The sequence below is a fragment of the Herbaspirillum hiltneri N3 genome (genome assembly GCF_001267925.1).
GTDB lineage: Bacteria > Pseudomonadota > Gammaproteobacteria > Burkholderiales > Burkholderiaceae_D > Herbaspirillum > Herbaspirillum hiltneri.
On the sequence record NZ_CP011409.1, the window covers coordinates 2,621,302 to 2,646,164 of the forward strand.

At 61.4% G+C, this 24,863-nt stretch carries 23 protein-coding genes; 15 read left to right on the top strand and 8 right to left on the bottom strand.

Annotation, left to right across the window (positions count from 1 at the left end; translation table 11 throughout):
- Positions 1 to 34: 34 nt before the first annotated feature.
- A complete protein-coding gene (locus tag F506_RS11915) occupies positions 35 to 1,345 on the bottom strand; it encodes a CitMHS family transporter (protein WP_053197721.1) in 1,311 nt (436 codons plus the stop codon).
- A gap of 144 nt (positions 1,346 to 1,489) precedes the next feature.
- Between F506_RS11915 and F506_RS11920 the strand changes: the two genes are divergently transcribed.
- Positions 1,490 to 2,395, top strand: a complete 906-nt coding sequence (locus tag F506_RS11920) for a LysR family transcriptional regulator (RefSeq protein ID WP_053197723.1) — start codon at positions 1,490 to 1,492, stop codon at positions 2,393 to 2,395.
- 81 nt (positions 2,396 to 2,476) lie between these two features.
- On the opposite strand, the gene F506_RS11925 is transcribed toward F506_RS11920, so the two are convergent.
- Both F506_RS11925 and F506_RS11930 read right to left on the bottom strand, forming a co-directional pair.
- A complete protein-coding gene (locus tag F506_RS11925; RefSeq protein ID WP_053197725.1) occupies positions 2,477 to 4,138 on the bottom strand; it encodes an MFS transporter in 1,662 nt (553 codons plus the stop codon).
- Between the two features lie 183 nt (positions 4,139 to 4,321).
- Positions 4,322 to 4,939: a 3'-5' exonuclease gene (locus tag F506_RS11930; protein WP_053197726.1), complete on the bottom strand. Its 618-nt coding sequence runs from the start codon at positions 4,937 to 4,939 to the stop codon at positions 4,322 to 4,324.
- 151 nt (positions 4,940 to 5,090) lie between these two features.
- On the opposite strand from F506_RS11930, the gene F506_RS11935 reads away from it, so the two are divergent.
- The 4 genes from F506_RS11935 to F506_RS11950 all read left to right on the top strand — a co-directional run bounded on the left by F506_RS11935 (position 5,091) and on the right by F506_RS11950 (position 7,928).
- Positions 5,091 to 5,393, top strand: coding sequence for a Dabb family protein (locus F506_RS11935; protein WP_053197729.1), 303 nt, complete (start codon positions 5,091 to 5,093; stop codon positions 5,391 to 5,393).
- 23 nt (positions 5,394 to 5,416) lie between these two features.
- Entirely contained in the window at positions 5,417 to 5,854 is a 438-nt protein-coding gene (locus tag F506_RS11940) for a PaaI family thioesterase (RefSeq protein ID WP_053197730.1), read from the top strand.
- A 45-nt stretch (positions 5,855 to 5,899) separates the two neighbouring features.
- Positions 5,900 to 6,325: a GNAT family N-acetyltransferase gene (locus F506_RS11945; protein WP_053197732.1), complete on the top strand. Its 426-nt coding sequence runs from the start codon at positions 5,900 to 5,902 to the stop codon at positions 6,323 to 6,325.
- A gap of 280 nt (positions 6,326 to 6,605) precedes the next feature.
- Positions 6,606 to 7,928, top strand: a complete 1,323-nt coding sequence (locus F506_RS11950; protein ID WP_053197733.1) for a dicarboxylate/amino acid:cation symporter — start codon at positions 6,606 to 6,608, stop codon at positions 7,926 to 7,928.
- A gap of 449 nt (positions 7,929 to 8,377) precedes the next feature.
- On the opposite strand, the gene F506_RS11955 is transcribed toward F506_RS11950, so the two are convergent.
- From F506_RS11955 to ygfZ, 3 genes are read right to left on the bottom strand one after another with little or no spacing between them, the layout of a single operon-like run.
- Positions 8,378 to 9,208: an NRDE family protein gene (locus F506_RS11955; RefSeq protein ID WP_053197736.1), complete on the bottom strand. Its 831-nt coding sequence runs from the start codon at positions 9,206 to 9,208 to the stop codon at positions 8,378 to 8,380.
- Positions 9,199 to 9,486, bottom strand: coding sequence for a DUF4936 family protein (locus F506_RS11960; RefSeq protein WP_053197738.1), 288 nt, complete (start codon positions 9,484 to 9,486; stop codon positions 9,199 to 9,201). Before F506_RS11960 ends, F506_RS11955 begins: the two co-directional genes overlap by 10 nt.
- A gap of 35 nt (positions 9,487 to 9,521) precedes the next feature.
- On the bottom strand, positions 9,522 to 10,556 hold the full coding sequence (gene ygfZ, locus F506_RS11965) for a CAF17-like 4Fe-4S cluster assembly/insertion protein YgfZ (protein ID WP_053197739.1): 1,035 nt from the start codon (positions 10,554 to 10,556) through the stop codon (positions 9,522 to 9,524).
- Positions 10,557 to 10,652: 96 nt separating this feature from the next.
- On the opposite strand from ygfZ, the gene mltG reads away from it, so the two are divergent.
- From mltG to F506_RS11985, 4 genes are all read left to right on the top strand, one after another.
- On the top strand, positions 10,653 to 11,633 hold the full coding sequence (mltG, locus tag F506_RS11970; protein ID WP_053197741.1) for an endolytic transglycosylase MltG: 981 nt from the start codon (positions 10,653 to 10,655) through the stop codon (positions 11,631 to 11,633).
- A gap of 65 nt (positions 11,634 to 11,698) precedes the next feature.
- Complete coding sequence (gene tmk / locus F506_RS11975) at positions 11,699 to 12,307, top strand: dTMP kinase (protein WP_053197743.1); 609 nt, start codon at positions 11,699 to 11,701, stop codon at positions 12,305 to 12,307.
- A 26-nt stretch (positions 12,308 to 12,333) separates the two neighbouring features.
- A complete protein-coding gene (locus tag F506_RS11980) occupies positions 12,334 to 13,362 on the top strand; it encodes a DNA polymerase III subunit delta' (protein ID WP_053197745.1) in 1,029 nt (342 codons plus the stop codon).
- A 65-nt stretch (positions 13,363 to 13,427) separates the two neighbouring features.
- Positions 13,428 to 13,931, top strand: coding sequence for a GNAT family N-acetyltransferase (locus F506_RS11985; protein WP_053197747.1), 504 nt, complete (start codon positions 13,428 to 13,430; stop codon positions 13,929 to 13,931).
- A 90-nt stretch (positions 13,932 to 14,021) separates the two neighbouring features.
- Here F506_RS11985 and F506_RS11990 read toward each other — a convergent pair whose 3' ends face one another.
- Positions 14,022 to 16,238 (bottom strand): TonB-dependent receptor, encoded by a 2,217-nt coding sequence (locus F506_RS11990; RefSeq protein WP_053201521.1) that lies wholly within the window; start codon positions 16,236 to 16,238, stop codon positions 14,022 to 14,024.
- Positions 16,239 to 16,399: 161 nt separating this feature from the next.
- Between F506_RS11990 and F506_RS11995 the strand changes: the two genes are divergently transcribed.
- The 6 genes from F506_RS11995 (at position 16,400) to F506_RS12020 (ending at position 23,616) form a co-directional block, all read left to right on the top strand.
- The gene (locus tag F506_RS11995; RefSeq protein ID WP_053197750.1) at positions 16,400 to 17,737 is read left to right on the top strand and encodes an ATP-binding protein; all 1,338 of its coding nucleotides are present in this window, start codon (positions 16,400 to 16,402) and stop codon (positions 17,735 to 17,737) included.
- Positions 17,734 to 18,276 (top strand): response regulator transcription factor, encoded by a 543-nt coding sequence (locus F506_RS12000; RefSeq protein ID WP_053197752.1) that lies wholly within the window; start codon positions 17,734 to 17,736, stop codon positions 18,274 to 18,276. The genes F506_RS11995 and F506_RS12000 overlap by 4 nt, the downstream gene beginning before the upstream one ends.
- Before the next feature lie 119 nt (positions 18,277 to 18,395).
- Complete coding sequence (locus F506_RS12005; protein ID WP_235471137.1) at positions 18,396 to 20,594, top strand: TonB-dependent receptor; 2,199 nt, start codon at positions 18,396 to 18,398, stop codon at positions 20,592 to 20,594.
- Between the two features lie 2 nt (positions 20,595 to 20,596).
- Positions 20,597 to 22,069 carry a PepSY domain-containing protein gene (locus F506_RS12010; protein ID WP_053197756.1) on the top strand — a complete coding sequence of 491 codons (1,473 nt, stop codon included), beginning with the start codon at positions 20,597 to 20,599 and terminating at the stop codon, positions 22,067 to 22,069.
- A 63-nt stretch (positions 22,070 to 22,132) separates the two neighbouring features.
- Complete coding sequence (locus tag F506_RS12015; RefSeq protein WP_053197758.1) at positions 22,133 to 22,912, top strand: TatD family hydrolase; 780 nt, start codon at positions 22,133 to 22,135, stop codon at positions 22,910 to 22,912.
- Between the two features lie 11 nt (positions 22,913 to 22,923).
- Positions 22,924 to 23,616, top strand: a complete 693-nt coding sequence (locus tag F506_RS12020) for an ankyrin repeat domain-containing protein (protein ID WP_053197760.1) — start codon at positions 22,924 to 22,926, stop codon at positions 23,614 to 23,616.
- An 89-nt stretch (positions 23,617 to 23,705) separates the two neighbouring features.
- Here F506_RS12020 and F506_RS12025 read toward each other — a convergent pair whose 3' ends face one another.
- Positions 23,706 to 24,845, bottom strand: a complete 1,140-nt coding sequence (locus tag F506_RS12025) for an alpha-hydroxy acid oxidase (protein WP_053197762.1) — start codon at positions 24,843 to 24,845, stop codon at positions 23,706 to 23,708.
- Positions 24,846 to 24,863: the final 18 nt, after the last annotated feature.

The window sequence follows — 24,863 nt, forward strand, 5'->3', positions numbered from 1 at the left end:
TCGATGCAGACAGGTTCAGAGTCGGGATAGAAAATCAAAAGGGAAACAAGCCCAGGACGATCGCTACGAGGGTCATGAAAATCGTCGTAGCGAAGAGGAACGGAATCGTGAATTTCTGATGGTCGCTGAGTTCGATGCCCACCAGACCGATCAGCAGGAAGGTCGCGGGGGTCAAAGGGCTGACCGGAAATCCGGTGGTCATCTGTCCCAGCAACGATGCCTGGGCCATCTGTATCGAGGGAACGCCGAGCGCGGAGCTGGCTTCTGCCAACACCGGCAAGACGCCGAAGTAGAACGAGTCCGGATCGAACAGCAGGCTCAGGGGCATGGAGATGACGGCCAGCGCTGCCGGCAAGTGATGCGCCATGTCGACGGGAATGCTGCCCGCCACGAATTTGGCCATGGCGGTCAGCATGCCGGTGCCTTTCATGATGCCGGTGAAAACACCGGCGGCAAGCAGGATGCTGGCCATCATCAAGGCGGCTTTGGCATGCGAGTCGATGCGCGCGCGCTGTTGCGCCACGTTCGGATAGTTGATGAACAGGGCGATGACGGTACCGATCATGAAGCAGGCCACCGGATCGACTTTGCCGGTAATCATCGTGCCAAGCACCAGCAGGACGAGGACAACATTGACGACAAAGAGCTTGGGACGGCGCAGTTCGAGCTGTTCCGTGCTGAGTTCCTGCTGATGATGAGTAATTTCGTCACTGGCCGAGGCAGCGGCGGTCAATCCCAGGCGGCGCTCTTCTTTTTTGCCGAGCAACCAGGCGCAGGTGAAGACGAACAGCATGCCGCAGATTTGCACCGGGATCAAAGGCAGATATAAATCGGCGACCGGGATATGCAGCGCTGCGGCGGCGCGCAGGGTCGGGCCGCCCCAAGGCAAGGCATTGGCGACACCGGCGGCCATGGCGACTACACAAGCAAGAATTCGCTTGTCCATCTTGAGCCGTTCGTACAGCGGCAGCAGCGCAGGAATCGTCACCAGGAACGTCACCGCACCAGAGCCGTCGAGATGCACGATGGCGGCCAGCACTGCGGAGCCGAGCACAATGCGCGATGGCCGCATGCCGACCACCTTCAGGACTTTATTGATGATCGGGTCGAGCATGCCGGCGTCCTTGAGGATGCCGAAGAAGAGGATGGCGAAGACGAACATGCCGACAATCGGCGCAATGCTCTTGATGCCGTCGACCATGAATTTTCCGGTGCCGAGACCGAAGCCGCCAATCAATGCGGCGATGAATGGAATGGCGATCAACGCCGCCAGCGGCGACATTTTCTTGGTCAGGATGGCCGCTAGTAAAACAACGATCGTGATAAAGCCGAGCAGGGCGAGCATGCGTGTCTCCGGTATTTTTATTGACGGGATGTCATATGGGAAAGGACGAGTGTAGGTGTGGCGCAATTTTGTTGTAAAGTGCATTTTTACGATTGATTAATCGGTTTTTCAGATTAATGAAGAGGTATTTGATTCCAATACGCTATGCAAGCCAATATCTCCACTCGCCTGTTGCAGGCTTTTCTCATGCTCAACGATTGCCGCCATTTCGGCCATGCAGCGCAACGCTGCCACGTGTCGCAATCGGCATTCAGCGTGATGATCCAGAAACTGGAAGCCGCTGCCGGCGCCAGACTGTTTGAACGCGACACACGCAACGTGACGCTGACGCCGGAAGGTGAATTGTTCGTCGAGGTGGCGCGTCAGCTGATGAGCGATATTGAGGCCGCGTTTTCTGACATGAGCGACTATGTGGCGCGGCGCAAGGGCAGAGTGTCGATCGCTGCCTTGCCATCGTTGGCTGCGGGTTGGTTGCCGCCGGTGATTGCGATGTATCGCGCACAGCATCCCGGCGTGACGGTGGAGTTGTTCGATGCGATTTCGGATCACTGCCTGAACTACCTGCGCCAGGGCAAGGCCGACATAGCGCTGACCGCGCCGGGACCAAACCTGATGGAATTCGACACGCAACCGTTGTGCGAGGATCCGTTTTACCTGGTGTGCCGGCGCGATCACAAGCTGGCAAAGAAACGCGTGATCCGGGTGGAGCAACTGGCCGGCTGCGAACTGATCCATCTAGCGCGTTCAACCAGCGTACGCCAGCATCTCGATACGCTGCTGCAGCCGGTCGGCGTGATCAATACGGGATTGGAAGTGGAGCATCTGGCGACGGTCGCCGGCCTGATTGAAAGCGGCCTGGGCGTGAGCCTGGTGCCGGAACTGACGCTGTTCCAGTTCCGTCATCCGAATCTGGTGGCGATTCCGCTGAATGCGCCCGATCTGGTGCGGCCGCTGCTGATCGTCAAGGCCAGGGAACGCAGCCTGTCGATTGCGGCGCAAGGTTTGCTGGAGCTGATACAGGAAAAAAGCCGGTCAGGATTTGCACCCTGACCGGCTCGACGTACTCTCTCACTTGTACTTTCAGACTGCAGGCAAGCGAGGGAGCCGTCCGGCTTCCCCCTCTTGATGCTTTTAGTACTCTTCGGCGTTGATGTTGTTGTCCTTGGACTCTTTGACGAAGAGCAGGCCGATCACGAATGTCGCCAGGGCGATCACGATCGGATACCACAGACCGTAGTAGATGTCGCCTTTGTACGCCACCAGAGCGAACGCCGTGGTCGGCAGCAAGCCGCCGAACCAGCCGTTGCCGATGTGGTAAGGCATGGACATCGAGGTGTAGCGGATGCGGGTCGGGAACATTTCCACCAGCGCGGCAGCAACCGGGCCGTAGACCATGGTCACGTAAATCACCAGGATGAACAGCAGCAGCAGGACCATCGGCTTGTTCATCTGATCAGGATCGGCCTTGGTCGGATAACCGGCGGCCTTGATGTCGTCAGCCAGTTCCTTGGAGAATGCCTTGTCCTTCGCTGCAGCATCTTCTTTGGACAGACCGGAGGCATCATACGAAGTGAGGACCTTGTCGCCGATCTTGATGGTAGCGACCGAACCCGGGGCGCCAGCCACGTTTTCATAGTTCACCGAAGCGGCGGACAGCTTTGCCTTGGCGATATCGCAAGACGAAGTGAACTTCTTGGTGCCGGTCGGGTTGAACTGGAATTGGCAGGTTGCAGGATCGGCGGTGACGATCACAGGCGCTTTTTTCAGGGCTGCTTCCAGCGCTGGATTGGCGTAGTGAGTCAGGCCCTGGAAGATCGGGAAGTAGGTCACTGCAGCGATCAGGCAGCCGCCCAGGATGATAGGCTTGCGGCCGATCTTGTCGGACAGCGAACCGAATATCAGGAAGAACGGTGTTGCCAGCAACAGCGCCAGCGCGATCAGGATGTTGGCCAGGGGACCGTCGACCTTCAGCGTTTGCGTCAGGAAGAACAGCGAGTAGAACTGACCTGCGTACCAGACCACGGCCTGGCCGGCTGTCATGCCGACCAGTGCCAGGATGACCAGCTTCAGGTTCTTCCATTTGCCGAATGCTTCGGTCAGCGGCGCCTTCGACAGCTTGCCTTCGGATTTCATCTTCAGGAAGGCCGGCGATTCGTTCATCGACAGGCGGATCCAGACGGAAATGCCCAGCAGGATGATCGAGACCAGGAACGGAATGCGCCATCCCCAGTCGGCAAATGCAGCTTCGCCGACGGCGGTGCGCACACCCAGGATCACCAGCAGCGACAGGAACAGACCCAGTGTCGCAGTGGTTTGAATCCACGCAGTGAACGAACCGCGTTTGCCTTCCGGCGCATGCTCGGCGACGTAGGTCGCTGCGCCACCGTACTCGCCGCCCAGCGCCAGACCTTGCAGGATGCGGAGGGCGATCAGGATGATCGGAGCGGCAATGCCGATGGAGTTGTAATTCGGCAGGATGCCGACGATGAAGGTCGACGCACCCATGATCAGGATGGTCACCAGGAAGGTGTATTTGCGTCCGACCAGGTCACCCAGGCGGCCGAACACCAGCGCGCCGAATGGACGCACGATGAAGCCCGCGGCAAACGCCAGCAGCGCGAAGATGAAAGCGGTGTTGGGATCCGTGCCGGCAAAGAACTGCTTGGCGATGATTGCTGCCAGCGAGCCGTACAGATAGAAGTCGTACCATTCGAAAACAGTACCCAGCGAAGACGCGAAAATGACTTTGCGCTCTTCGGGAGTAATGGTGTGCGCAGTGGAAGCTGTCGCCATGCTTGTCTCCTAAATTTATTGATGTAATTGGATGTACAAACGGGCGACCGGGACGACCCAAACTGCGCAGGCGCCATTTGTGCACGGATGGAGTGTGCGACGCGAACCTTACGCAGGACTTGCTTGAAACTTACATAAGCTTACAGGGATTTTTCCGCATTGCAGCGCAGCCGGCAATGGCGATCAGGCCGCCTGCTGTTGCAGGAAAGTCGGCACTTTGGCGGCGGGCAGGCGGTTGATCGCGGCCAGCAGGGTGGGGTCGACACGTACGCATTTGTGATGGCCGCGCAGGCGCTCGCTCAAGTGCAGCAGCAGTTCGGCAGAGACCTCGGCGTCGGCTTCCGCTCTGTGGGCATGGCCGCTGAAGCGGATGCCCAGGCTGTCGGCCAGGCTCGACAAGCGGTAGCTGGACAGGCCCGGAAGCAGCCGGCGTGACAGCAGCAGCGAGCAGACCAGTTCGGAATAGCCGGCCTGCAAATCGAGGCGTTCGGCCTCGGCTGCAAGGAATTTGGCGTCGAAACTGGCGTTGTGCGCTGCAAGAGCGTCGCTGCCGATGAAACGTAGCAATTCCGGCAATACACGTTCCACCGAGGGGGCGGAATCGACCATATCCTGGGTGATGCCGGTCAGCGCGGTGATTTCGTAAGGCACCTCGGCACCGCAGTTGATCAGCGACACGAAACGCTCGACCACGCGGCCGTCGACGATGCGCAGCGCAGCGACTTCGGTGATGCGGGCGCCTTGCGCAGGGCTCAGGCCGGTGGTTTCGAAGTCCAGCATGACGACAGGTTGATTGATCACGGCAACGGCAATTCAAAAAGTGACGAAGGACGAATTTTAATACGGCGCGGGGTTTCCCTCTGAAATCAGCCCGGCGGAACCTCGCACCCGCAGCATCCGGGACCGCCTTCGCTTATCATTACGGCTTTGCTTATTTGCCGGGAGACTCGCCATGCTGAAACACATCGTCATGTGGAAACTGAAAGACCAGGCCGAAGGCGGCGACAAGGCGACCAACGCGCGCAAAATGAAGGAACTGCTGGACGGCTGCAAGAATCTGGTGCCCGGCATCCTGAAGTTCGAAGCGGCGCTGGCGCAACCGGGACTGGAAGCGACTTACGACGTGGTGCTGTATTCCGAGTTCGAATCGAAGGCGGCGCTGGACGCCTACCAGGACCATCCGGATCACATCGCCATCAAGCCGTTCATCGGGGCGATCCGCGAAGGTCGCCAATGCATGGACTACGAAGTCTGAGCGCGCCGGAGACCGATACCGACATGAGTCATTCCTTAACCGAAGTATTCGCCAACGGCAATCCTTACCTCGAAAGCCTGGGCGTGGAAGTGCTGCAATACGGCGACGGCAAGGCCACCATGGCATTGCTGCTGCGTCCCGAATTCATGAACAGCTGGGAGGTCGCGCAGGGCGGCATCTCGATGACGCTGATGGACGTCGCGATGGGGCTGGCGGCGCGTACCGCGATCCCGGACGCCAAGTCCTCCGCCACGGTCGACATGAGCACCAGCTTTCTGCTGCCGGCGGGCAAGGCAGGCGAAACCATCGTTGCCAAGGGCATCGCCTACCATCGCTCGACGACCATGTGTTTTTGCGAAGCCGGGCTGTGGAACGGCGACAAGCTGGTCGCCAAGGCGATGGGCACCTTCAAGGCGATCAAGCGCATCGACATTGCCAAGAAGCTGACGCACGAGTCGTGACCGACACGGATCATTGATATCACCTGAACAACAGAGATTCCAGACATGAGCTACAACATCAAGGTCGCCGCATGGGACGTGCTGCGCGAGGACGCCGCAGTAATCCGCAATGAAGTCTTCGTCGTGGAGCAAAACGTTCCGGCCGAATTGGAAATGGACGAAATGGACGCCGTATGCGTACACGCCGTCGCCTACGACGCCGCCGGCGTGCCGGTGGCGACCGGTCGTCTGCTGCCGGACGGTCACATCGGTCGCATGGCCGTGCGCAAGAGCGGCCGCGGCAAGGGCATTGGCGGCAGCGTGCTGCAGACGCTGATGGAGGCTGCGCGTGCGCGTGGCGACCGCGAGGTGGTGCTGAATGCGCAAACGCACGCAGCCTCCTTCTACGGCAGCCACGGTTTCGCCCAGGAGGGCGCCGAGTTCATGGAAGCCGGCATTCCCCACATCCACATGCGCGCTGCATTGGGCTGAATAGGCCCAAGCACCGGCCCCGGCACAGGGCAAGGACGGCTCTCGTACTTGCCCGCATTCCCTGTTTTTTGTTGTTTTCCGGTACGCGGCCGCGCTGCTGCAAGGATGGCGGCATGCAATTCCCCGAAGGAAATAAATTGTCTTTTGTTGTGGTTTCCCACAATATCTAGCGGTATGCCGGTCGGGCATACTTGCGCCCGCAGCGACTCATCCCGTGTTTGAAACTTGCGACGTCGACTGCTGACTGTTTCCCAGATTTCATAATAAACGGAGAACCGCAATGGCCGCCAAAACGCCGCTTTACAGATCCCTCTATTTCCAGGTGTTGGTGGCAATTGCCATCGGCGTGCTGCTGGGCCACTTCTATCCGCAGTCGGGCGAGGCGATGAAGCCGCTCGGCGACGGCTTCATCAAATTGATCAAGATGATCATCGCACCGGTGATCTTCTGCACCGTCGTCCTCGGCATCGCCGGCATGGAAGACATGAAGAAGGTCGGCAAGACCGGTGGTCTGGCGCTGCTGTACTTTGAAGTCGTCAGCACCCTGGCGCTGATCGTCGGCCTGATCCTGGTCAACGTGCTGCAACCGGGCGCAGGCATGAACATCGATGCGAGCACGATCGACACCAAGAGCATCGCTGCCTATACCGCGCCGGGCAAGATGACCAGCACCACCGACTTCCTGATGAACATCATCCCGACCAGCATGTTCGACGCATTCGCCAAGGGCGACGTGTTGCAGGTGCTGCTGATTTCGGTACTGTTCGGTTTCGCGCTGCATAAGTTCGGCGGCCGCGGCACGCTGGTGTTCGATTTCATCGAAAAAATCTCGCACGTCCTGTTCTCGGTCGTCGGCACCATCATGAAGGCTGCCCCGATCGGCGCATTCGGCGCGATGGCATTCACCATCGGCAAGTACGGCGTCGGTTCGCTGCTGTCGCTGGGCAAGCTGATGGGCACGTTCTACCTGACCTGCCTGTTCTTCATCTTCGTCATCCTTGGCATCATTACGCGACTGCACGGCTTCAGCGTGTGGAAGTTCGTCAAGTACATCAAGGAAGAACTGCTGATCGTCCTGGGTACTTCGTCGTCGGAATCGGTGCTGCCGCGCATGCTGGCCAAGATGGAGAACCTGGGCGCCAAGAAGACCGTGGTCGGCCTGGTGATCCCGACCGGTTATTCGTTCAATCTGGACGGCACCGCGATTTACCTGACCATGGCGGCCGTGTTCATCGCGCAAGCGACCAACACGCCGATGACGCTGACGCAGGAGCTGACCTTGCTGGCGGTGCTGTTGCTGACTTCCAAGGGCGCGGCGGGCATTACCGGCAGCGGCTTCATCGTGCTGGCGGCGACGCTGTCGGCGGTGGGCCACGTGCCGGTCGCAGGTCTGGCGCTGATCCTCGGTATCGATCGTTTCATGTCGGAAGCCCGCGCGCTGACCAACACCATCGGCAACGGCGTGGCGACCCTCGTCGTGGCGAAATGGAGCAATGAGCTCGATGAGAAGCGTCTGCATGCGCAGCTCAACAATGAGACGGCGGAAGAGGCCAACGAGCCTGAAGCAGTCCTGGATCGCACGGAAGCGAAGATCCACCATTGATGTTGCCGCTGCCCGCTGAGCCGGGCGGCGCAAAAAAAGCGGCGAGACTTGACGGTCTCGCCGCTTTTTTATTTCCATCGGCCGCACAAAAGAAAAGACCCATAACGAATGGGGGCACGTTACGGGTCCGGGTCTCCTCGCAGCCTCTTGAGGACTGGATTTATTTGAAGCTATTGTGTTCCGTTTGACGTGATTAGTCATTCTGCAGTGCAGCATGAATTCAGGGCGGGGAAGCGGTGGAATACGGTCTGCGCGGAGGTGGCAAACCGGAGCGGCGAAAAAAAAAGCCCGCGACCTGAAGGTGCGGGCTTAAATCCAATTCTTTAAGGAGGAAATTGGAGGAGACAGGTACAACTTTAATGCTCCGCACAAAAACCATCTACTTTATTTCTCAAATATCAGATATTCGTTTTGGTGATAATTGCAGTGTTTTTGCACCGGAGGCCGCTTCAGCTGGGGCTTTCCGGGCGTTCAACTTCGAGCTTGAGCTTGAGTTTGCAGGGTGATTTCTTTTGTTGCGGCTCGGTTGCAGGTGGCGACTGGCAGGAGGTCACCGGGTCAGATACATGCTCGCTCAGGACCGGTTCGCCGACGATGGGTACACGCACGACGGTGGAGGCGCGAGTGCCGTACTCGGGCGAGCAGATGAAAATGGAGGAGAGGATGCGCTCCCATTCCTGGCTGACGCCGGTGCTCGGCAGGCGGCAATCGTTGGCCCGCGTGCTGTCGCTGAGCAGTTCAAAAAAGGTTTCTTCCGGCGCACCCTGGCACAGCAAGCTGGCGAATTGCGCCTTGGCGCGGGTGAGCTTGGGCCAGGGCGTGTCGAGCAGGGCGTTGGACAGGCCGTAGACGCCGTAGCCGAGCGGTTTGCCGTTGCGCGGGTCTTCATCGCCCTTGTTGGAGTACCAAAGCAGGGTTTCGCGATCGCCGACGATCAGGTTGAAGCCATTGTATTGGCCGGCGCCGGCGCGGATGTGCTCGATGTATTGTTCCGGGGTGAGCGTGCCTGCCAGGTAGTCCGACACCAGTTTGCCGCGCGTGGGTGCATCCGGGCGTTTTTCGGTCGGTGCGCGCACGTTGGTCAGCGCCGCGAAACGGCCGTTGCGCGTCACGCCGAGCCAGGTGCCGCCGGCTTGCAGATCGCGGCCGGCGTAGATGTCGGGCTGGTCTTCCCACCAGCCGGCGGCACTGGCCGGGCGGTTGTAGAACTCGTCGCGATTGGCTGCCGCAATCAGCGGCATGCCGGGGATGACTTTCCACGCAAAAATGATCAGGCACATGGTGAAAAATCCAGGAAATATTCGGTGTGGCGCTGCCCATCGATCAGCGCGGGCAAGCCGGAGCTTGTGAGCGCTTCCTCAAGGATGCTTTCAAAGCCATCCGGCGTATCGAGATAGACCTCCATCCACGTATGCATGCCGTCCTTGTCCTGTGGCCGGCGTTTCAGTTCGGTGGCGACCTGGTGCTGTTGCGACAAGCGCGCCTGCAATGCCGCCGCCTGCTGCTCAAGCTGCGCCGATTTGCCGACCGGCACGCGGTAATAAATATAAAGATCCATCGACGGGCTCCGGTCGTTTGTTTCGCAGAGGCCGCTTACTGCGGGTCCGTCAATTCGTACGGTAGTGCCTGCAACTGCAGCGCAGGGCCGTCGACGCTACCCAGATGGATGCTGCCGGATTCGGCCGCAGCCAGCTTGATTTCCACCAGGCAGGCCGAATTGCCGGCGCCGGCCGGCTCGGCGTTGACCACCATGCCGCAAGGCTGGCCCGGATCTTCGCTGGAAAATACCTCAGCACCTGCGGCAACTTGCCCGTCAGCGACCAGCGCGAGTACGCTGCGCCGTTTCAGCTTGCCCAGGTATTGGCTGCGCGCAACGATTTCCTGCCCGGGGTAGCAGCCTTTCTTGAAATTGACGCCGCCGATCAGCTCGAAATTGATCATCTGCGGCACGAACTGTTCCTGCGTCGGTTGCGTGATCGTCGGGACGCCCGCGTAGATGTCGCTCAGGCGCCAGGCCTGGGCGCCGGCGACAGCGAGTTTCTGGGTCAGCGCCGGCCAGGCGGCGATCGCCTGTTCCTCGCTGGTGATCCACTGGAAACGCGGGGCGCCGCGGCTGTCGGCGACGCGCAGCAAGGTGCCGTGTTCGTTGTCGGTTTTGCCATACGGCTGCGCCGGCAGTTGCGGAAACCATTGCTGCAAGGCGGTGGCGGCGGCGTTGCCGGCAAGGCCCAGCGTGACGCGCTGCTCGCTGATATCGGCCAGCTTGGCCTTGGCGCGCAGGACGAACATCTGCAGGCGCTTCTGGATCGCTGGTTGCAGCGTGCGCGGCAGTTGCAGCACGATCTGGCCGGCGTCCTTCCACATCAGGAAGGTTGCCAGCAGGCGGCCCTTGGGCGTGCAATAGCCGGCCAGCCGTACGCTGGCGAGATCGAGCTTTTCGACGTCGTTGGTAATCTGGTTATGCAGGAAGGATGCGGCGTCGTCACCGGTCAGCGAAATCAGGCCGAGGTCGTTCAGCGCAGCGACGAAATTGTCCGGCAGCGCGGCGCCTGCCTCAGGAGGGAGATGCGAGCCTTGCTGGTCCAGGAAGGTGTGCCACGCGGAGCGTGCCGGGGTCGGATCGGTCATAAATTAGGTTACTGGGCTAACAGCGATTATCATTGATGCCTCGATTATAGTGGCGCTTGAAAAAGCGCGTCGGATTGCACTGATTTTGCTTTTTCAATGAAAAAAATATTCAATACCCTCGTCCTGCTGTGTGTCCTGGCTGCCTGCGGAGCCGCCTATTGGCTCAGCCAGCCCATCATCGAAGAGGGGCAGAAACCGGTCGAATTCACCATTACCCCCGGCGCCGGCATCAACGGCGCCGCCCAGCAGATCGCCGATGCCGGCGCGCCGGTCAATCCGGTGCTGTTCGCCTTGCTGGCGCGCGGCAGCGGCAAGGGCAACCGCATCAAGGCAGGCAGTTACGAGCTGAAACCGGGCGCTACGCCGTTGCGCCTGCTTGATCAGCTGGTGCGCGGCGAGTTCGCGCAAGAGTCGCTGACCATCATCGAAGGCTGGAATTTCCGCCAGATGCGCCAGGCCATCGCCGACCACAAGGGACTCAAGCACGACACCGCAACGCTGTCCAACGCTGAATTGCTGGCCAAGCTGACCACCGAGTTCGCCGCGCCGGAAGGCTTGTTCTTCCCGGACACCTACCTGTTCGCCAAAGGCGCCAGCGACATGCAGATCTACCGCCAGGCGTTCATGCTCATGAGCAAGCGGCTTAACGAGGCCTGGAGCAAGCGCGAGCTGTCCTTGCCGTACAGGACGCCTTACGACGCCCTGATCATGGCCTCCATCGTCGAGAAGGAAACCGGCCAGAAGTCGGAGCGCGGCATGGTTGCCGGCGTATTCGTCAACCGCCTGAAGACAGGCATGCTGCTGCAGACCGATCCGACCGTGATCTACGGCATGGGCGAGCGCTACCAGGGCGTGATTCGCAAAAGCGACCTGCTGACCGACACGCCGTACAATACCTACACCCGCAAAGGCATGCCGCCCACGCCGATCGCGCTGCCGGGAGCGGCATCGCTGGCGGCCGCCATGAATCCCGACAAGACCGAAGCCTTGTACTTCGTGGCGCGCGGCGATGGTACCAGTCATTTTTCCAGCAATCTGAGCGAGCATAACCAGGCGGTCAACAAGTATCAGCGTTAATTCAGCTGCAACCAAGCTGCGCTGGTTTTTCGTTCGGACCGATCATCACGACCATCAAGAATCCCATGGCATCTGGCAAATTCATTACTTTCGAAGGCATCGACGGCGCCGGCAAATCGACCCATATCGCCTTCGTCGCGGACCTGTTGCGCTCGCGCGGCCTGACGGTTGTGACCACACGCGAACCGGGCGGCACCGAACTTGGCGAGAGCCTGCGCGCGATGGTGCTGCATCAGAAGATGCATCTCGAAACCGAGGCGCTGCTGATGTTCGCCGGCCGCCGCGAACACCTGGCGCAAGTCATCGAGCCGGCGCTGGCGCGTGGCGACTGGGTGATTTCCGATCGCTTTACCGACGCCACCTTCGCCTATCAGGGTGGTGGCCGCCACCTGTCGCTCGACAAGCTCAACGCGCTTGAGCAATGGGTGCATCCCCATCTGCAGCCGGACCTCACGCTGTTGTTCGACGTGCCGCTGGAAGTGGCGCGCGCCCGTCTCGATGCCGAGCGCACGCTGGACAAGTTCGAACAGGAGAAGGCTGATTTCTTCGCCGCCACACGCGCCGAATACCTGCGCCGCGCGGCGCAATTCCCCCAGCGTTTCCGCGTCATCGATTCGACCCGCGCCATTGCCGATATCCAGCAGGAAATCGCGCAATTGCTGGACGCGGTCTGACGCCCACTACCCATGACTGAACCCGCATGAGCAATACCGTTTTCCCTTGGCTCGAAGACAGTTGGCTGCAATTGCAGCAGCTGCGTGCACGCCTGCCGCACGCGATCCTGTTCTACGGCCCCGAAGGCATAGGCAAGACCGATTTCGTCGAATCTTTTGCGCAATCGCTGTTATGCGAAGACGTGCAGCCCGATGGCCATGCCTGCGGCGCTTGCGCCTCGTGCGGCTGGTTCTCGCAATACAACCATCCCGACTATCGTCGCGTACGTCCGGAAATCCTCGACGGCGAAGAGGGCGGCGATGACGGCGACGGCGAAGAAAAGAAGACCGCCAAGGCCAGCAAGACGCCATCGAAGGAAATCAAGATCGACCAGATCCGCGCACTGGCTGATTTCATGAACGTATCGACGCATCGCTCCGGCATGCGCGTGGTGGTGCTGTATCCGGCCGAGGCGCTCAATACCGCCGCTGCCAACTCGCTGCTGAAGACGCTGGAAGAGCCGCCGCCGAACACCATGTTCCTGCTGGTTTCGAACCGGCTTGACCGTCTGCTGCCGACCATCCTGTCGCGCTGCCGCAAGTTCGCACTGGCCTTGCCGTCGCATGACGACGGCCTGGCCTGGCTCAAGCAGCAGAACGTCAAGGACGCCGATGTCTGGCTGTCGGAGCAGGGCGGGGCGCCGCTGGCGGCGTTCAACGCCTCGCAGGGCGATGGTCGCGAAGTCATGGATGAATTCCTGCGCTCGCTGTGCCATCCGGGTATCGATGTCGCGCTGAAGACGGCCGAACGCCTGCAAAAAACGCCGGTAGCCGAACTGGTCGGCTGGCAGCAGCGCTGGCTGTATGATCTGTTCGCGCTGAAGTCAGGCGGGCCGATCCGCTACTATCCGCGCTACAGCAAGGAGCTCGGCGCCCTGAGCGGACGCATCGACACGGTCACCATCGCCGCCGCGCTCAAGGCCGCCAACGACCGCCGCGCGATTGCCGACCATCCCTTGTCGGCGCGGCTGTTCATCGAAGAAATGCTGATCGAATATTCTTCGCTGTTTGCCTGAGCCGGGCAGCGGCGTTCTGTGCGAGCGCCGCCGTCACTTTTACCCGCACTAACCGAAACTTCGTCATGAGCACCGCATACACTCATCGCCTGGCACGCCAGCAAGACCTCGACGCCATCGTCGCCATCTACAACAGCACCGTCGCATCGCGTCAGGTTACCGCCGATACCGAACCCGTCTCCCTGGCATCGCGCCAGGCCTGGTTTGACGAGCACACCGCCGACAAGCGCCCGCTATGGGTCGCCGAACGCGACGGCGAGATCATCGGCTGGCTGTCGTATTCCAATTTCTACGGCCGTCCGGCCTATGCCGGCACTGCCGAGCTGTCGGTCTACCTGCATGAAAAAGCGCGCGGCCAGGGCCTTGGACGCTACTTCCTCGAACAGGCCATCGCCTTCGCGCCGTCGATCAAGGTGCATACGCTGCTGGGATTCGTGTTCGGCCATAACGAGCCGAGCCTGAAGCTGTTCGAGGCCTTCGCTTTCGAGCGCTGGGCCAACATGCCGCGCGTGGCGACGCTGGATGGTGTGGAGCGCGATCTGGTGATCTTGGGGAAACGGGTGGCTTGAGCGCCCGCGTTGCGATTGCAGGACGCTGCAGCGAACCGGAAATGAAAAAGGGAAGCGATGGCTTCCCTTTTTTGACTCCGTTTGCCGCGATCAGAAGTCGATCGAGGCCGAGGTGACAAAGGTGCGCGGTGCGTTTTGCACCAGGTAGCCGAGGGCGGAAGATCCTCCCGCCGATTCCCAGTAGCTGCGGTTCGCCAGGTTCTGGATGCCGCCGCGCAGGGTTACCGCCTTGCCGCCGATGTCGGTCATGTAGCGCGCCCCCACGTCCAGACGGGTCCATGCAGGAATCCCTTGCGTATTGGCCGAATCGGCATATTGCTTCGAGGTGTAGATCACGCGGCCGCTGACCGACAGGCCTTGTACGCCCGGGATATCCCAGTCTGCACCGACGTTGGCCATGGTCTTTGCCGTACCGATGGCGTCCTTGCCGTCGTAGATGCCGTTTTGCGTGCGCTTTTGCTTCGCGTCCAGCAAAGTCAGGCCGGCCAGCAGATGCAAGCCGCGAACAGGTTCGCCGAAGGCGCCGATTTCCACACCCTTGTTTTCCTGCTTGCCGCTGGCGGTATAGGTTGGCGCGGCGGCCGGGCCGACCGTGATGACGTTTGGCTTCTCGATGCTGAACACGGCAACGGTCAGGCCGATCTTGCCGGCATCATATTTGACGCCGACTTCCTTTTGCTTCGACTTGTACGGTGCCAGCATCGCGCCGAAGTTGGTGGCGGTTGTATCCGAGACCTTGGTGCCGGGCTGCAGACCTTCGATGTAATTGCCGTACAGCGACACTTCCTTCGTCAGTTTGTAGACGAGGCCGGCCACCGGCGTGACGGTGCCGTTGTTGTAGTAATCACCTTGCAGATGGGTGTTGAAGTCGTAGTTGATCGTCTTGAGGCGCTGATAGCGTCCGCCCAGCGTCAGTTGCAGGCGGTCTTCAAGCACCGATAGCGTATCGGCCAGCGCGATGCTCGACAGTTGTGTTTTGATCGTGGTTTGAGGGTTGGCGAGACTGCCGCCGAAGAAATTCAACGCCGGTTGTGCCGAGCTGCCCGGCGAATACAGATTGCCGGTGGTGGCCACGTTCGTCGACATGGCGTAGGCATTGCGCGAATCCTGCCAGTAGCTGGAGGCGGATGCGCTTACCGAGTGCTTTAAGGCGCCAGTGGCGAACTTGCCGCGGATACCGACTTCGCCGGTCCAGACATAGTCTTCACGCGAATTGTCGAAGCGGTTGGAGGTAAAGTTGCCATTGGCGGCGTTCACGTTGGGCGTGGCCAGGCTGTTGTTCTCCGTGCCCTGGCGCATTCCCAGCGCGAACCAGGACGTCACGTCTTGCGCCAGGTCCCACTCTCCGCGCACGGTGCCGAACAGGTCGCGTTCGTTTGAGTAAAACCATTTTTGGCCATAATTCGTGGATGCGCCCGGCACTGAAGGAACATAACCGGCCGGCGCAGTGGCAATGCGCACGCTGGGGCGGGTCGCGCTCAGGTTGTATTCCTGCAGGCCGAGGTCGGCCGACAGGCGGAAGCCGTTGCCGCGATAGTCGACGCCGATGGTCGCCATGTTCAGTTCGCGGTTTTCATTGTCGACGGCAGTGCCGCCGGCGCGACGCACGGCATTGAGGCGCAGGCCCAGGCGGTCATCCGGACCGAAACGGCGGCCGATGTCGGCGGCCATATAAGTCTGGCCGCCCGACTCGATGCCCGCAGTGAATTGCGTCGTCGGCTCTGATGACGCCCGCTTGGGCAACAGATTGATCGTGCCGCCGATGGCATTGCCCCCTGGCGTGGCGCCATTGAGGAAGGCGCTCGCGCCACGGAACACTTCCACGCGCTCCAGCATTTCCGCCGCTACATACTGGCGCGGCAACAAGCCGTACAAACCGTTATAGGCCAGATCGTCCGAGTTGGTGATGAACCCCCGGATCATGTACGACTCCTGATAGTTGCCGTAGCCGCGCGTGACGCGGATGGTCGGGTCATTCAGGAGTACGTCGCCGACGCCCTTGGCTTGCTGGTCTTTGATCAGTTGCTCGGTATAGGCGATGCTGTTGAACGGTGTTTCCAGGAAATCCTTGTTGCCCAGAAAGCCCACACGACCGCCGCGCGCCACCTGGCCGCCTGCATAGGCAGGCGGCAAACCTTCGGAGGACGCATCGGCCGACGCGTTGACGGTTACCGACGGCAATGCCTGGTCCGGCCTGGCGTCGCTCTGGACCGGCGCGGTTTGCGCACCGGCCGGCAACGAATAAGTCAGGGGAGCAATGAATGCGAGCGCCAATGCGGCGGCGATAGGGGTGAGTCGGTATTGCATGGGATCCTCTGGATGGAAGGCTGGATAAATGAACGAATACAAGGGAGTATTCAAATTATAATTAATAATCGTTATTATTTGCATTCTCATTTTAAATTTCGGTGGCTTTGTCATTTTTATCAGGCGAAGAGGTATTGGGGGCCGGGGCATATAATCCCTGCATGCCGATTCTTTCCCTTTCCCGCCCTTTGTCGCAGCATCAGCTGCTGTTGCGCCTGTTCTGGATGCGTTGCGTGACGACGCTGGCGCAGGCTTTGCTCGTGGCCGGCGCCATCTATGGCATGGAGCTGAGCCTGCCGCTGGCGCCGCTGTGCATCGTGCTCGGGCTGATGCTGGTGTTCAACGGCCTGACGTGGTGGCGCATGCGCCTGGCGCAGCCGGTGCGGGAGCCGGAATTGTTCTTTCAGCTCTGTATCGACGTCACCGCCTTGTCGGCTTTGCTGTATTTCACCGGCGGTGCGACCAATCCCTTCGTGTCCTTTTACTTGCCGGCGCTGGCCGTGGCCGCAGCGGTCCTGCCGTCTCCCTATGCCTTCGGTCTGGCTCTGTATTCGCTCGTCTGCTATTCGGCGCTGACGTATCTGTATCGGCCGCTGCACATCCATGATCAGGACCAGGCCATGGCATATCACCTGGCCGGGATGTGGGTGAATTTCGTGATGTCGGCAGCCTTGATCACCTGGTTCGTCACGCGCATGTCGGCCACGGTGCGTTCACGCGACACTCAACTGGCGCGGGCGCGCGAACAGCAATTGCAGGATGAGCGCATCGTTGCGCTCGGCACGCAGGCCGCCAGCGCCGCGCATGAAATGAGTACGCCGCTGGCGACCGTCGCGGTAATCGCGGGCGAGCTGCGCATCGAGGCCGGGCGCAATAATGCGTTGACCATGTACCGCGACGATCTGGCCGTGGTGGAGGAACAGATCGCCGTGTGCAAGACGGCGCTCGATCGCATGGGGATGGACGTGCAGGTGCGGCGGACAGCTGCGGCGGCAGCGCTCGGCCTGAGCGACTGGCTGCGGCATTTTGTCGATACGTGGCGCCTGCGCCATCCGGCGATTTCCATCCGCCTGACCTTGCCGCAAGGCGCGCCGGATTTGCCCGATACGTCGCCTGCGTGCGACCAGCAACTGATCGGCCAGATTATGCAGACCCTGCTCGACAACGCCGCCCAGGCGGTCGCTGAAAACGGTAAAGTCGACGTGGTGCTGAGTCTGCAAAAAGATGCTGTTGCGAACCCGGCCGCGAATTCAGCTATCATTCGCGTCGCCGATGACGGCCCTGGCATCGCGCCCGAGTTGCTCAAGCGGCTCGGTTACGAACCGGTACGCAGCAGCACCGGCGGCAAAGGGATCGGTTTGATGCTGGCGTTCGCCACGGCGCGGCAGATGGGCGGAAAACTGACGCTCGCCACCGCCAACGCCGGAGGCGCTTGCGCAACGCTGGTCTTGCCGTTGATGGCACCCGATCGTCTTCTTCCCAACCAGAAAAAAACATGAGCGCCGCTTTCCTGATCCTCGACGACAACGACGTGTTTGCCTCTACGCTGGCGCGTTCGCTGTCGCGCCGGGGATTCTCGGCGACCGTCGCGCACTGCGGCGAAGATGCGCTCAAGGCCGCCGCCGAGACCGAATTCGCCTATGCCACCATCGACCTGCAATTGCAGCGGGATTCGGGTCTGCAGTGGATCGCGCCGCTGCGTGAAAAACTGCCGCATGCGCGTCTGCTGGTCTTGACCGGATACGCCAGCATCGCCACCACGGTGCAGGCGATCAAGGCCGGCGCCGACAACTATCTGGCCAAGCCGGCCAATCTCGATTCCATCCTGTCGGCGCTTGAGCACAGCGCCAACGATGCGTCCATCGATCCCGCCGGCGCCGATGCCGCCGCACCCTTGTCGGTCGAGCGCCTCGAGTGGGAACACATCCAGCGCGTGCTGCTTGAAAACCAGGGCAATATTTCCTCTACGGCGCGCGCGCTGAACATGCATCGCCGCACCCTGCAGCGCAAGCTGGCGAAACGTCCCGTCGCCAAGTAGCACTGAGCTTGCAATAGCGCGCAAGCTCGCGGCCATCCGCGCGCTGCGACAATCTGTCGCATTCCCAAGCAGCACCTGAGCCTCTAGCATGGCCCCCTTTATTCCATGGGGGAACCATAGTGAGGAAGTTTTTCCGGCAGTTGGCGGCATTGCCGTCGCGGCGCGCGATCGCCATCGCGGCTCTCGCTTTGTGCAGCGGCGCAAGCTTCGCGGCAAGCGACGTGCTCGAGACGATCGAAGTGCGCGACACGCGCGACGAGCCGAATGAAAAACTTCCGCTAGACCAGCGCGCTTCCACCGCCAGCCGTCTCGGCCTGAGCGTGCGCGACACCCCGGGCAGCATCAGCATCATTGACCGCGCCGCGATCGAGGCGCGCGGCGCCGGCGATACCCAACAGATCCTGCGCGGCATTCCAGGCGTGACCGCCTCGGCGCCGCCGGGACAGGCCGGGTTTGTTTCCTATCGCGGTTTTTCGGCATCGCAGATCACCCAGCTGTTCAACGGCATCACCGTGCAATACGACTCGATCGCGGCGCGGCCCATCGACAGCTGGATCTATGATCGCGTGGAAGCGGTCGGCGGCGCCTCCGGTTTTGTGCACGGCGCCGGTTCGGTTGGCGGGGCAATCAACTACATCACCAAGCAGGCCAATCGCGACGGCGACCTGGCACAGCTGTATGGCAGCTACGGCTCCAACAATTCATCGGTGGCGGCGGCAGGGCTCAACCGCAAACTGAGCGCCGACGACGGGCAGGGCGTCGTCAACTACCTGCGCATCGACCTCAGCCGCAGCGGCAGCGACGGCTATGTCGACGGCGAGCGGCGCCGCGCGCTGAGCGGCGCCTTGTCGCTGCTGACCGACATCACGCCGCAGCTTTCGCACACGCTCGCCTACGAATATCAGCAGGAACACGTCGATCGTCCTTACTGGGGCACGCCGCTGCTGAATCCGACGACCGGGACCGGCCGCATCGATCCGGCCACGCGCTTCAAGAACTACAACGCCAATGACGGCGTGTACGAACAAACCGTCGAGTGGTTCCGCTCCATCGTGAATTACCGCTGGTCCGATCAGACCTCGTTCAGGAATACGTTTTATCACTACGATGCCTTGCGCGACTACCGCAACGTCGAGGTCTATCGCTACAACGCCGCCAACACGCAAGTGGTGCGCTCATCGGCGTTCCTGCAGCGGCACGATCAGGAGCTGACGGGTAATCGATTTGAATGGCAGCATCGCGGCCGGCTCGGTTCACTCGAATCGGAGTGGGCCGGCGGCGTCGACTACAGCGTCAACCGGATGACGCGCTTTCCGCGCACGGTGGCCGGTCCGATCAGCAGCGTCAATCCGCTCGATTTCAGCACCGAGTCTTTCTTTTCGATTCCCGGCATGACCGCCGACTTTGTGCCGGATCGCAGCAACCGCGTCACCACGATTGCCGCTTTCCTCGAAAACCGCACGCGGCTGTTGCCCTCCCTGGCACTGGTGACCGGCTTGCGCCATGATCGCATCGAACTGGAAGTAGAGAATTTGCGCACCGCCAGTGCCACCGATCCGGCGTATTTCAAGAACACCTATCGCCCGACCACCGCGCGCGCCGGGCTGGTGTGGGATGTCACGCCGAGCGCCAACCTGTTCGTGCAATACAGCACCGCCGCCGATCCGCCGGCCGGCGTGCTGACCACCGCCAACTTCAGCCAGGTCAGGAATTTCGACCTGACCACGGGCGATCAGGTCGAAGCCGGCAGCAAGTTCGACTTCTGGGACGGCCGCGGCAACGCGACAATATCGGCTTACGCCATCACGCGCAAAAACTTGGCGGTGACCGACTCAAGCAATCCCAACGTCACCGTGCCGGTCGGCCAGCAATCGTCACGCGGCATCGAGCTGGCGTTCGGCGTGCGGCCGGTAAAGAGCTTGCGCGTGCAGGGCAATCTGTCGCTGGTGCGAGCGCAGTACGACAACTTCACCGAAAGCGTCGGTGGGGCAGCGGTCTCACGCGCAGGCAATCGCCCGACCAACACGCCGGCGCGGGTCGCCAATCTGTGGCTGGACTATGCCTTCCTGCCGGACTGGAACGCCGGCTTCGATGCCCGCGCAGTGTCATCGGTGTACGGCAATACCGCCAATACCGTGAGCGCGCCGGGCTATGCAATTTTCGGCGCCAGCCTCAGCCGCAGGCTCAACAAGGCGACCATCACCGCGCGTGTCAAGAACCTGACCGACAAGGTCTATGCGGACAACATCACTTCCACGCCGATGTTCTATCTCGGCGCGCCGCGCACGTTTGAAGTCGCCGTACTGGCGAATTTCTGAACATGCAGCGCGCGAAACGCTGGCTGTTCCTGATCCATCGCTGGCTCGGCATCGTCGCTTGTCTTTTCATGCTGCTGTGGTTCGTCAGCGGTGTGGTGATGATGTATGTCGGCTATCCCAAGCTGACGCAGTCGGAGCGGTTGGCGCGCTTGCCGGATCTCGACGTCCGGCAATGCTGCATCGCGGTCGGCCTGGCGGCGCGTGCATTGCCTGCTGACGCGCGGCCGTCGTCCATCGTACTGACCAGCGTGGCGGGACGGCCGCAATACCAGTTCGGCATCGGCAAGAAGATCGTCGCGGTCGATGCGGTCAGCGGTGCCGCCGTCACCGATATCGGCGTCACGGATGCTCTGGCGGCGGCGCGCGTTTTCATGCCGGGCGTTACGGCGACGCACCTGGACCGCGTCGATGAAGATACCTGGACGCACACCCGCGGACTCGACATGCATCGGCCGCTGCGTCGCCTGCAGATGGACGATCCGGAGCAGACCTTGCTCTACGTTTCCGGCGCCACCGGCGAGGTCGTGCGCAAGGCGACGCATACCGAACGCGTGTGGAATTACGCCGGTGCCTGGCTACATTGGCTGTATGCGTTTCGCGGCGGTCCGCTCGACGGCGCGTGGAGCCATATCGTCATTTACCTGTCGCTGGCGGGCGTGCTGGTGGCTGTCAGCGGCAGCGTGATCGGCGTCTGGCGCTGGCGTTTCCGCGGACGTTTCCGTTCCGGCGCGAAGACGCCGTACCGCGAGCCGGTGATGCGCTGGCATCACCTGACCGGACTGGCGTTCGCCGGCATCACGCTGACCTGGGTATTCAGCGGCCTGATGTCGATGAATCCGTGGGGACTGTTCAAGGGCGACGGCGGGGATCTGAACCGGCGCGCCTATGCCGGCGCCACGCTTGATCCGGCTAGCTGGCCGCTCGGCAGCGGCGATGCGCTGACACTCTTGTCGCCGTCGTGGCAAGCGCGCGAATTGCGCTGGCACATGCTGGACGGCAAGCCTTACCTGATCGCCGTCAACGGCGCCGGGCGCACGCGCATGATCGATGTGTCGGCACGCCATGTCATGGACGCCGTTCCACAAGAACAAATCATGGGTGCGGCGGTGAAGCTGGTCGATGCGCCGCTGTCCGGCAGCGAGCTGCTGCAACGCGAGGATGCTTATTACTACAGCCGGGAGGCGCACACCATGATGGGCGGCATGCGCCATCCCTTGCCGGTACTGCGCCTGCGTTATGCCGATGCGGCGCAGACCTGGGTCCACATCGATCCCGTCACCGGCGTGCTGCTGGGCAAACTGGACAGGACCCAACGCGTGAAGCGCTGGCTGTTCGCCTTCCTGCACAGCTGGGATTTGCCGGTGCTGCTGTCAAGCCGGCCATGGTGGGACATCGCGCTGATCCTGCTGAGCCTGGGCGGGCTGGCGCTGAGCCTGACCGGCGTGGTGATCGGCGTGCGCCGCCTGCGGCATTGACGCTCGCGGGCGCAGCGCCCGCCAAGGCCTGCGGCGGTGCGATGGCGTAAAATAGCGGCCATCATGTATATCGACTCCCATTGCCATATCAATTTTCCCGAACTCGTCGCACGCCTGCCGGATATCCTCGGCAAGATGGACGAGAACCGCGTTAGCCATGCCTTGTGCGTATCGGTGAATCTGCCCGAGTTTCCGCAAGTGCTGGCGCTGGCGGAACAGTATCCGCACATCTTCGCCTCGGTCGGCGTGCATCCCGACTACGAGGACACGCCCGAGCCGAGCGTGGAGCAGCTGGTCGAACTGGCCGACAATCCACGCATCGTCGCCATCGGCGAAACAGGTCTCGACTACTACCGCCTGCAGGGCGACCTCGAATGGCAGCGCGAGCGTTTCCGTACGCATATCCGCGCGTCGCGCATTACCGGCAAGCCGCTGATCATCCATACCCGTTCCGCCTCGGAAGACACCATCCGCATTATGCGCGAAGAAGGTGCGAATCCGGAAGCGGGCGGCGCTGCAGGCGTCATGCATTGCTTCACCGAATCGCAGGAAGTGGCGGACGCGGCGATCGAACTGGGCTTCTACATTTCCTTTTCGGGCATCGTCACGTTCAAGAGCGCCAAGGCCTTGCAGGAAGTGGCGCGTACGATTCCGCTGGAACGCATGCTGATCGAAACCGATTCGCCGTACCTGGCGCCGGTGCCGTATCGCGGCAAGACCAACGAGCCGGGCCTGGTCCGACATGTGGCCGAGTTCATCGCCGACTTGCGCGGCATCCCGGTGGAAGAAGTGGCGCGTCACACCACCGAAAATTTCTTCACGCTGTTCAAGATGGCCAAATGAGGACTGACCGCATGCCGAATCGCCGCTTCCTTTCTGTTCGCATGACTGCCGCCGTGTTGGTCTTCAGCACGTTCTCGATGCTGGCGCCGGCTTTCGTCCATGCCGGCACCTACGATGACTACTTCACCGCGGTCAAGATGGATGCGCCGCGCGAGTTGCAGGACCTGATCAAGCGTGGCCTGGGGCCGAACATGGTCGAACCGCAGCGCGGCTATTCGGCGCTCATGCTGTCGATCCGCGAAGATTCGATGAAGGCCTTCAATGTGCTCTTCAATACGCCCGGCATCGATCTCGAAGCCAAGGCGAAGAACGGCGACACGGCATTGATGGTGGCGGCGTTCTACGGCAAGACCGACGTCGTCAAGCTGTTGCTGGACAAGGAAGTCGAAGTCAATCGTCCCGGCTGGACCGCGCTGCATTACGCCGCCATCAACGGCCGGCCCGACACCATCAAGCTGCTGCTCGACGCGTCGGCTTATATCGACGCCGAATCGCCTGACGACAAGATGACGCCGCTGATGCTGGCGGCGGTGCGCGGTCGGACGGCGGCAGTGCGTTTGCTGAAGGAAGAGGGCGCCGACGTCACGCTGAAGAACGCCGACGGCATGACTGCGCTGGACCTGGCGCGCCATTTCGACCAGAAGGAAACCGTGGAAGAGCTGACCGGCAAGCACACGCCGTGGTCGCAGCAAAAGCCGGAGTAACTCTCCCTCGCGTCAATCGTTCTGCACAATGAAAAATCCCGGCGACGCTTGCGCGAGCCGGGATTTTTGTTTGCTGGCAAGGACTGGCGTCAGCGGCGGATCAGGATTTGCGGCCCGACGTCCCTGATGTCCTTGGTGCCGGTCAGGGCCATGCTGACGTCGAGTTCCTTGTGCAGGATCTGCAGCATCTTCGTCACGCCTTCGCCGCCCATGGCGCCGAGGCTGTACAGGAAGGCGCGGCCGATCATGGTGCCCTTGGCGCCGAGCGCGGTGGCCTTCAAGATGTCCTGGCCGGTGCGGATGCCGCCGTCGAACCAGACTTCGATCTGGTCGCCGACCGCTTCGGCAATCGCCGGCAGCGCTTCGATCGAGGACATCGCGCCATCCAGCTGGCGGCCGCCGTGGTTGCTGACGACCAGCGCATCGGCGCCGGTTTGCGCGGCCAGTTTGGCGTCTTCGACGTCAAGGATGCCCTTGAGGATCAGCTTGCCGCCCCATTGTTCCTTGATCCAGGCGACGTCGTCCCAGTTCAGGGTCGGGTCGAACTGGCTGGCGGTCCATTGGCTCAGCGTCTGGATGCCGCTACCGCCACCGGTGATGTGGCCGGCCAGGTTACCGAAGGTCTTGCGGCCGGTCAGCGCGCGCAGCGCCCAGCCCGGCTTGCTGGCCAGGTCCATCAGCGTGTCGAGCGTCAGTTTGGGCGGCACCGACATGCCGTTCTTGAGATCCTTGTGGCGTTGGCCGAGGATTTGCAGGTCGAGCGTGAGCACCAGCGCCGAGCACTTGGCGGCCTTGGCGCGATCGATCATCGACTTGACGAAGCCGCGGTCGCGCATCACGTACAACTGGAACCAGAACGGCTTGGTCGTCACGCTGGCGACGTCTTCAATCGAGCAGATGCTCATGGTCGACAACGTGAAGGGGATACCGAATTTTTCCGCCGCCATCGCGCCCAGCATTTCGCCGTTGGCCCATTGCATGCCGGTCAGGCCGGTGGGGGCGATCGCTACCGGCATGGCGACGTCATGGCCGATCATGGTGGTGCGGGTGGAGCGTTGATCGACGTTGATCGCCACGCGCTGGCGCAGCTTCAGGGCAGCCAGGTCGTCGGTGTTGGCGCGGTAGGTGCTCTCGGTATACGAACCGCTGTCGGCATAGTCGTAAAACGCCTTGGGAACCCGTTTCTTTGCGAGCACGCGCAAGTCTTCAACACAGGTGATCACGGGCATGGTTCTTCTCCAAAATAG

Coding starts and splice junctions, on each gene's coding strand:
- F506_RS11940 (WP_053197730.1), top strand. CDS start 5,417: ATGAGTCATTCCTTAACCGAAGTATTCGCCAACGGCAATCCTTACCTC.
- F506_RS11985 (WP_053197747.1), top strand. CDS start 13,428: ATGAGCACCGCATACACTCATCGCCTGGCACGCCAGCAAGACCTCGAC.
- F506_RS12025 (WP_053197762.1), bottom strand. CDS start 24,845: ATGCCCGTGATCACCTGTGTTGAAGACTTGCGCGTGCTCGCAAAGAAA.
- F506_RS11945 (WP_053197732.1), top strand. CDS start 5,900: ATGAGCTACAACATCAAGGTCGCCGCATGGGACGTGCTGCGCGAGGAC.
- F506_RS11955 (WP_053197736.1), bottom strand. CDS start 9,208: ATGTGCCTGATCATTTTTGCGTGGAAAGTCATCCCCGGCATGCCGCTG.
- F506_RS11990 (WP_053201521.1), bottom strand. CDS start 16,238: ATGCAATACCGACTCACCCCTATCGCCGCCGCATTGGCGCTCGCATTC.
- F506_RS11935 (WP_053197729.1), top strand. CDS start 5,091: ATGCTGAAACACATCGTCATGTGGAAACTGAAAGACCAGGCCGAAGGC.
- F506_RS11960 (WP_053197738.1), bottom strand. CDS start 9,486: ATGGATCTTTATATTTATTACCGCGTGCCGGTCGGCAAATCGGCGCAG.
- F506_RS11920 (WP_053197723.1), top strand. CDS start 1,490: ATGCAAGCCAATATCTCCACTCGCCTGTTGCAGGCTTTTCTCATGCTC.
- F506_RS12020 (WP_053197760.1), top strand. CDS start 22,924: ATGCCGAATCGCCGCTTCCTTTCTGTTCGCATGACTGCCGCCGTGTTG.
- F506_RS11980 (WP_053197745.1), top strand. CDS start 12,334: ATGAGCAATACCGTTTTCCCTTGGCTCGAAGACAGTTGGCTGCAATTG.
- F506_RS12010 (WP_053197756.1), top strand. CDS start 20,597: ATGCAGCGCGCGAAACGCTGGCTGTTCCTGATCCATCGCTGGCTCGGC.
- tmk (WP_053197743.1), top strand. CDS start 11,699: ATGGCATCTGGCAAATTCATTACTTTCGAAGGCATCGACGGCGCCGGC.
- F506_RS11995 (WP_053197750.1), top strand. CDS start 16,400: ATGCCGATTCTTTCCCTTTCCCGCCCTTTGTCGCAGCATCAGCTGCTG.
- F506_RS11950 (WP_053197733.1), top strand. CDS start 6,606: ATGGCCGCCAAAACGCCGCTTTACAGATCCCTCTATTTCCAGGTGTTG.
- F506_RS12000 (WP_053197752.1), top strand. CDS start 17,734: ATGAGCGCCGCTTTCCTGATCCTCGACGACAACGACGTGTTTGCCTCT.
- F506_RS11915 (WP_053197721.1), bottom strand. CDS start 1,345: ATGCTCGCCCTGCTCGGCTTTATCACGATCGTTGTTTTACTAGCGGCC.
- ygfZ (WP_053197739.1), bottom strand. CDS start 10,556: ATGACCGATCCGACCCCGGCACGCTCCGCGTGGCACACCTTCCTGGAC.
- F506_RS12015 (WP_053197758.1), top strand. CDS start 22,133: ATGTATATCGACTCCCATTGCCATATCAATTTTCCCGAACTCGTCGCA.
- mltG (WP_053197741.1), top strand. CDS start 10,653: ATGAAAAAAATATTCAATACCCTCGTCCTGCTGTGTGTCCTGGCTGCC.
- F506_RS11925 (WP_053197725.1), bottom strand. CDS start 4,138: ATGGCGACAGCTTCCACTGCGCACACCATTACTCCCGAAGAGCGCAAA.